This window comes from Kocuria salina (assembly GCF_013368965.1).
GTDB classification, from domain to species: domain Bacteria; phylum Actinomycetota; class Actinomycetes; order Actinomycetales; family Micrococcaceae; genus Kocuria; species Kocuria rosea.
The window spans coordinates 24,223-31,038 of record NZ_SSSF01000018.1 but is presented as its reverse complement, the minus strand read 5'-3'; the positions used below and the strand labels follow the sequence as shown (position 1 = coordinate 31,038).

Here is a 6,816-nt window from a genome sequence, read left to right as displayed (position 1 = left end):
CAGCACGGGTTCCCGCTGCCGTGCCTTGGATCGCGCCGCAGTGTGCCTGCGCATCTGCCCGTGGGCCTCTTCGGAGGCGGGCGTTCGTGGGTTTCTCCGGTGATGTGTTGCCTTTGCGACCGTGGGGCGCGCATCCTGAATCGTGGGTGCTGCTACCTGGCACCGGGTCGGCGGTATGGCGTCCCCGGGCGGCTCCCTTCGAGGATTTCGTTCGCGGATCTCGCGGGGGATCCCGGTGCCGACAGTGGAGGGGGAAGAGATGAAGCATCTTGCGTTGGTGTCGGCCGTGCAACTGGGCTTGGGGTTGGCCGGGCTGCGTCAGGCGCTGCGAGACCGCGTCACCTATGACGTCGGGGTCCTACGCGGATCCCCGGAGCGCATCGGTGCCGAGCAGTGGTTGCTCGGCACCGGGCTTTCGGCCTCTGGGTTGATGCTTGCCCTGCAGGCGGTGTGCACGGCTCAGCTGCTGGCGCGGCCCCGGCGGCGGGCGGCCCGGGTGCTGGGTGTGCTGGGCGCGGTGATGGTCCTTGGGTATCCGGCGGAGCGGTCGGTCCGCGCCGCCTGGCGGCAATGGGATCCTCGTCTGGCCCCGATGACGGTGGCGGCCACGGCGCTGGCGGCGGTCATGGCCGTCTTAGGGCTGGGCCGGTTGCCGCAGGATCTGCCGTAGGGGCTGAGAACCTGCCCCTGTGGGCGGTCGTTGCTCACGCGGGGTTCTGGTCGGCCCGGGCGCGCAGGACGAGCTCGAGCTCGAAGCGGGCCTGCGGGTCGTGGAGGGCCTCGCCGAAGATCTCACGCAGTTGGTTGATGCGGTAGCCGACGGTCTGCTCGTGGATGTCCAGCTCGGCGGCCATCACCGCGCGTTGCCCGTGGTGCTTGAGCCAGGACAGCAAGGTGGTGACCAGTCGCTGCTGTTGGGCCGGGCGGAGGTGTTCCAGCGGGGCCAGCCGTTGGGTGGCGAGGTCTTCGAGCAGGGCACGGTCGCTGTGCAGCAGCAGCCGGGTGAGGTGCTGGCGGACCCACAGCGGGTCCTCCCCGTCGTGCTCCAACAGGTCCCGGGCGGCCACGGCCAGGCGCAGCGAGTCCGAGGCGGCCTGCCAAGGCCGTCCCGGACCCACCACCGCGGCGCGCCCGGTCAGGGACCGCCCCAGCTCCCGCCGGGCCGCCGACGTGGGAGGCTCCGGGAGGACCGCCACGACGTCCCCGGGGCGGGAGGTGAGCACTGCCCCTGGCCCCAACCGGGACCGCAGCCCCGGGCGCCGGCCGGCGGGCAGGACGACCACCACCACCCGTTCGGGCAGGATCCAGCCGGCGGCCAGTACCGCGGCGCGCACCGCGTCCTCCTCGGCGTGACCGCGGATGAGCATTTCCGCCACCTGGTCCAGCAACCGGTCGCGTTCCCCGGCCCGCTCGGACTGCTCGGCGGCGTAGCCCTGGGCGCTGGCCGCGGAGAGCTCCTCGATGTAGGCGAACACGGACTCCGCCAGCACGATCAGCACCGAGGCCTCGAACCCGGCCTCCATGGCCACCTTCGACATCGACCGCAAGGTCGTGCGCGCCCCGGAGCGGTAGGCGGTGAACAAGGCGTCCATGGGCCGGCCCTGATGCACCTCGGCCCGGCCCAACCCCTCATAGACCACCCGGTCCACCTCCCGCAGGGCCGGCTGGTCGGTGTCGGCCAGATCCAGGAACCGGGTCAGGGCGGCCTGGACCCCGTGCCGGATCTCCTGGCGCAGCGCACCGCCCAGGGGCGCGGCGTAGACCGGGACATCGTGATGCACCCCCGCCAGCAGCTGCTCGGTGATCACCGGAAGATGGGCGCTGAGCAGCGGAGCGAGGGTGGAGGGCAATCCCGTCCACGGCAGATCGTGATCCGCTTCAGACACCATGCACCTCCTTTCAGGCCTGTGGCCACAGTCTCTCCGCACCTCCCCAGGACGGGCAACGCCGGCCGCCGCGGCCGGAGCTGCCCGTGTCGGCACGCCGGTCCGGTTGTCTCGGCTGTCCTGCCGGGCTCGGGCGGTGTCGGGGTGGATCCGGTGCTCGAGGGCACGCGGTGGGTCTTGGTGCTGGTAGGCCCGGCGCCCCCAGGCGTTGCCGTGCGGGTCTCTTCTGTGTGCCTGTCTCTGGTGCTGGCTTCCGGGGGAGGGGAGGGTCAGTGTCTGAAGAAGCAGGCGTGGCCTGTGACGGGGCGGGCCTATAGACCCCCCTCGTCACAGGAGGTTCTGGGGCCCGTTGGGGCCAGGGAACTGTGTGGCCGTCCCGGGTAGAGTGGTGGCATGTCGACCGGGCGCAGCATCCTCAACGTCGTTGCCGCAGCCACCATGGTGGGAGGGTTCGCCGCGGACTGGAACCGTACCCATCTGTTCAATCCGAATTGGCCTGCGCATGCCCGGTTCCACGATGCGATGACCATCGCCGTGAGCGCGCTCCTGGGGGCGGGCGGGCTTTACGCGCTCAATCGCAAGGGCCTGGACCCGGAGCGGGACACCGCGGTGGGCGCGGTGTTGCCGGCGTTCTTCTGGGCTTCCATGGGGGCAGCCTTCGCTTTCCCCGGCGCCCAGGGCCTTCAAGCGGAATTCCCCAACCTGGTCCCTCGGGTCAGGGGCGTGTGGATCGACGAGCGGTTCGCCAGCGCGGGGATGCTGGGGCTGATCGGCCTGGGCTATGGGCTCGAACGGCGGGCGCGCTGACGTTTTGCACGCCAGGCGCCGGGGGTCATTTCGGAATGAGCGCGGCGTATGCCCCTTGAGGAGCGGCCCGAGCCGGTCTCTGACCGGTCGCCCACGAGTTGTTGGCCCGGTTGCGCGCCGGCGAGGTACTGGGCCTGGATCGTTGGGCGGTGGACGACGCCCGCCTGCGGGCGTTCACAGTGGGGAGCACCTCGGGTCCAGCCGAAGTTGATCAAGGCTTCTCCGGTTTCGTGCACCCTGTGCGTGCCGGGGACCGCCGCTTTGGCCCGTACGTGAGCGTGATCGATCAGAACCGTGCTGACACCGCCTGTGGTCACTGGTGGAGATGCCCGGGACCATTCGATGGCCGACCGGACCCGTTGGATCACCGCACGGAGACCGTTTATGCCCTTTGCCTGATCTGTGTTGCCGGGCAGGGCGCCGGAGGGGCCAAGCCGCTCACCCGCCTCGCGCGACTCCATGTTGTGGTCCGGGTGGCGGTGGATGAGGCCGGCTGGGCGGGCATCGCGCACCGTTCCATCGAGCACATCTTTGGCCTGATCGACCCGCCCGGGGTTCGCCCCGGACGGGTCGATCAGGTCATTGCCGGGCTGGAGCGAGAACGGTTTCTCCAGTCGCCTCTCGCTGAGGGCTCCGGCGGTGGGGGCTGGGCGGGTGTCTCCACCGCCCAGGTATTTCAGGTCCGGGTGCCGGCGCCGACCAGCTCACGTTCCGGTTCCCTCGCGGCGGGTGCGTGTTCGCGCCGGAGGGACTCGCCCTCGACGTCGACGTTGGGCAGGGCCCGGTCGAGCCAGCGGGGCAGCCACCAGGCCTTGTCTCCGAGCAGGTGCATGGCCGCGGGCACGAGCATCATCCGCACCACGAAGGCGTCCACGAGCACCCCGAAGGCCAGTCCGAATCCCATGGGTCGGATCATGGCCGTGTGGGAGAACATGAAGCCGGCGAACACGGAGATCATGATGATCGCCGCCGCGGTCACGACGGCCCGCCCGGCGTTGAGCCCTTCGCGCACGGCCGCACGGGAGGAGGAGCCGTGGACCCAGGCCTCGCGCATACCCGAGACCAGGAACAGCTGGTAGTCCATCGCCAGTCCGAAGAGGATGCCGATGAGCAGGGTGGGCAGGAAGCTGATCACCGGGCCGGGGTCGTGGACGCCGAACAGCCAACCCAGCCAGCCCCACTGGTAGATGGCGACGACTCCGCCAAGAGCGGCGAACAGGGTCAGCAGGAACCCGGCGGTGGCGATGAGCGGGACGAGGATCGAGCGGAAGACCAGCACCAGCAGGAGCAGGGACAGCCCCAGCACCACCGTGAGGTACAGCGGCAGGGCCTCGGCGAGCTTCTGGGACACGTCGATGTTGCCGCCGGTCAGGCCGGTGACCCCGATGCTCACCCCGTGCGCTTCCTCCAGTTCCGGGGAGAGCTCGCGCAGCTCGTTGACGAGGTTCTCCGTGGACTCGTCGGCCGGCCCGCCGTCGGGGGTGACCTGGAACACGGCCGTGCGGCGGTCCTCGGAGAGCCCGGCCGGGACCACGGAGACGACGTCCTGCTGCTCCAGCAGCTCCTGCCCGATGGTCACCTGCAGGTCGGTGGCCTCGGCCTCGTCGGTGTCCTCGGGCAGGTCGGCGACCACCAGCAGCGGACCGTTGGCGCCGGCGCCGAACTTCTCCTCGATGATCCGGTAGGCCTGGTAGGCGGTGGAGTCGGCCGGTTCCGAGGAGGCGTCGGGCAGGCCCAGGCGCATGTCCGCGGTGGGCACAGCGATCGTGCCCAGGACGACGAGGCCGGCCAGCAGGGTCAGGATCGGGTGGCGCAGCGCCGGCCCGTCGCGGTGCGGGGCCGCGTGTGCCGGGGTGCGGGCGGCCCGTTCGCGGGCCCGGGCGCTGAGCAGGCGCTGCCCCATCAGGGACAGCAGCGCCGGGGTGAGGGTGATGGCGATGAGCACGGCCACGGCCACGCAGGTCGCCGCGGCGGTGCCCATCAGGCCCAGGAACCCGATGCCGGTGACGTTGAGGGCGGCCAGGGCGATGATCACGGTCAGTCCGGCGAAGACCACCGCGTTGCCGGCGGTGCCGGTGGCCAGCCCGATGGACTCGTGCAGCTCTGTCCCGGCCAGCAGCTGCTGGCGGTGGCGGTTGAGGATGAACAGGGAGTAGTCGATGCCCACGGCCAGCCCGAGCATGAGCCCGAGCATCGGGGTCACCGAGGCCATTTCCACGACCCCGGAGAACGCCAAGGTGGTCAGCGCCCCGATCCCCACACCCGTGAGGGCGGTGAGGATGGGCAGCCCGGCTGCGACCAGGGTGCCGAGCATGACCAGCAGCACGACGCCGGCCACGATCACCCCGATGACCTCGGCCGGGCCGAAGAGCTGGGAGACGTCCTGGGAGATCTCGGTGGAGTACTCCACCTGCACGCCGTCGATGTCCGCCTCGTTGATGACCTCCTGCAACGCCTCCTTGGTCTCGGCGGTGACGGCCTGCTGCTCGGCGGTGAAGCTCACCACTGCGACCGCGGCGGTGCCGTCCTCGGCCACCGTGCGGGTGTCCTCGGTCAGGGCCAGCAGCTGCTGGCCGCGCTGCAGCTCGGGTGCGGCAGCCTCCAGTTCCTCCCGCTGGTCCTCGAGCTGCGCGCGAGCCTCGTCCAGGCCCTGCTGCTGGGTGTCGAGCTCGCGCAGCGAGGGGGCCGGGGCGTCGGCCTCCTCGGCCCGCTCACGGGCCGCGTCGAGCTTGGCCTGGTTCTCCGCGATCGTCTGCTGGGCCTGGGCCAACTGCTCCCGCCCGTCGGACAGTTGTTCCTGGGCGTCGGTGAGCTGCTGGGCCTGGTCCTGGCGCTGCTGCTGCGCCGTGAAGGGATTGAGCATCTCCTCCACCCCCGAGGTGTTCTCGGTCGCGGCCAGGGCCGCGCCGATCTGCTCGCGCTGCTCGGTGGTGAAGGGCTCCCCGTCCTCGGTGGCGAAGACGATGCGCCCGGTGCCATTGGCGGCTTGCGGCAGCTCGGACTGCAGGCGATCGGCCAGGCGCTGGGTCTCGGTGCCGGGGATGCTCATCGTGTTGGTCAACTGACCGCCGGCCACGGCGAAGGCGCCGCCGGCCAGCATCAGCGCCGCCACCCAGGCGGCGATCACGACCCAGGCGCGGCGGGCGGCGAAGCGCCCGAGTCGGTACAACAGGTGTGCCATGTCTTAGTCTCTGTCGGTCGTAGGGAAACGGAAGAACCGGGAAGGAGGGGCCTCTCAGCCGAAGCCGTGCCGCAGATACCCCACCGTGGTGTCCAGCAACCGCTGCCAAACCGCCCGTGACTGGGCGGTGTCCACCGCACCGGTCTCGGCGTGCCACTGCTCGACAGTCACCGACAGGGCGTTGAGCAAGGAACTGGCCAGCAGGCCGACGGTGAAGGAATCCGCGGTGGGATAGCGATCGGCGATCACGGCCGTCAGGCGCAGGGTGAGCGTTTGCATCACGTCGTGGGACCACAGCACGGTCGCCGGGTGGTCCTCGTTACCGCCGAGCAATCGAGCCATGTGCGACAACGGCGGGATCAGATCGGCGGTATCGATCGCGGCGACCAGCTGCTCGAACACCGTCCCGATGCTCGGAGTCCCCGTGGGCGGGGCGGCCGCCGCGGCCGCCACGAAATCGTCCACGATCGACCCGAGCAACTCGCTGAACCGGGTGTGGACGGCATCCTCCACCGAGGCGAAATGATTGAAGATCGTCCGCCGCGACACCCCCGCCCGTTCCGCGAGGTCATTGACGGTGAAACCGCCCACACCACGCTCCTCGACCAGGGCCTCGGCGGCGTCGAGAATGGCCCGGCGGTTGAAATGCTTCAACGCCTCCCGCCGATCGACCGGCGGCTGGACCTGGGGAAAACCATGGGAAGACTGCATCGCAGCCACTACACTAAGTGCAGCGTTGCACTGTGTGCAATTCCATCCTCGGCGCCCAGGGCCGGGCCAGCCTGCGGCCTTGTGGTCCCGTCCGGTCCAGCCACGGCCCGGCAGCGCCCCCAGGCCGCGACGAGACCCCCCGTCGCTGTCGCACTGTGCGGCCCCCGCCGTCATCTCCGCCGACCCAGGAGGATCCCAGCTGTCGGGCTCGCGCACAGAGCACCCCCCGGG

At 70.6% G+C, this 6,816-nt stretch carries 5 protein-coding genes; 2 read left to right on the top strand and 3 right to left on the bottom strand.

Annotated elements, in window-relative coordinates:
- The first annotated feature begins 259 nt into the window (after positions 1 to 259).
- Positions 260 to 670: a hypothetical protein gene (locus tag E7Z53_RS18860; protein WP_136341191.1), complete on the top strand. Its 411-nt coding sequence runs from the start codon at positions 260 to 262 to the stop codon at positions 668 to 670.
- A 34-nt stretch (positions 671 to 704) separates the two neighbouring features.
- On the opposite strand, the gene E7Z53_RS18855 is transcribed toward E7Z53_RS18860, so the two are convergent.
- The gene (locus E7Z53_RS18855) at positions 705 to 1,889 is read right to left on the bottom strand and encodes a helix-turn-helix domain-containing protein (RefSeq protein WP_095651817.1); all 1,185 of its coding nucleotides are present in this window, start codon (positions 1,887 to 1,889) and stop codon (positions 705 to 707) included.
- A gap of 390 nt (positions 1,890 to 2,279) precedes the next feature.
- On the opposite strand from E7Z53_RS18855, the gene E7Z53_RS18850 reads away from it, so the two are divergent.
- On the top strand, positions 2,280 to 2,693 hold the full coding sequence (locus tag E7Z53_RS18850; protein WP_095651818.1) for a DUF6640 family protein: 414 nt from the start codon (positions 2,280 to 2,282) through the stop codon (positions 2,691 to 2,693).
- 676 nt (positions 2,694 to 3,369) lie between these two features.
- Here E7Z53_RS18850 and E7Z53_RS18845 read toward each other — a convergent pair.
- Together E7Z53_RS18845 and E7Z53_RS18840 are read right to left on the bottom strand one after the other, a co-directional pair.
- Complete coding sequence (locus E7Z53_RS18845; RefSeq protein ID WP_095651819.1) at positions 3,370 to 5,874, bottom strand: MMPL family transporter; 2,505 nt, start codon at positions 5,872 to 5,874, stop codon at positions 3,370 to 3,372.
- Positions 5,875 to 5,928: 54 nt separating this feature from the next.
- Positions 5,929 to 6,585, bottom strand: coding sequence for a TetR/AcrR family transcriptional regulator (locus E7Z53_RS18840; protein WP_242630409.1), 657 nt, complete (start codon positions 6,583 to 6,585; stop codon positions 5,929 to 5,931).
- Positions 6,586 to 6,816: the final 231 nt, after the last annotated feature.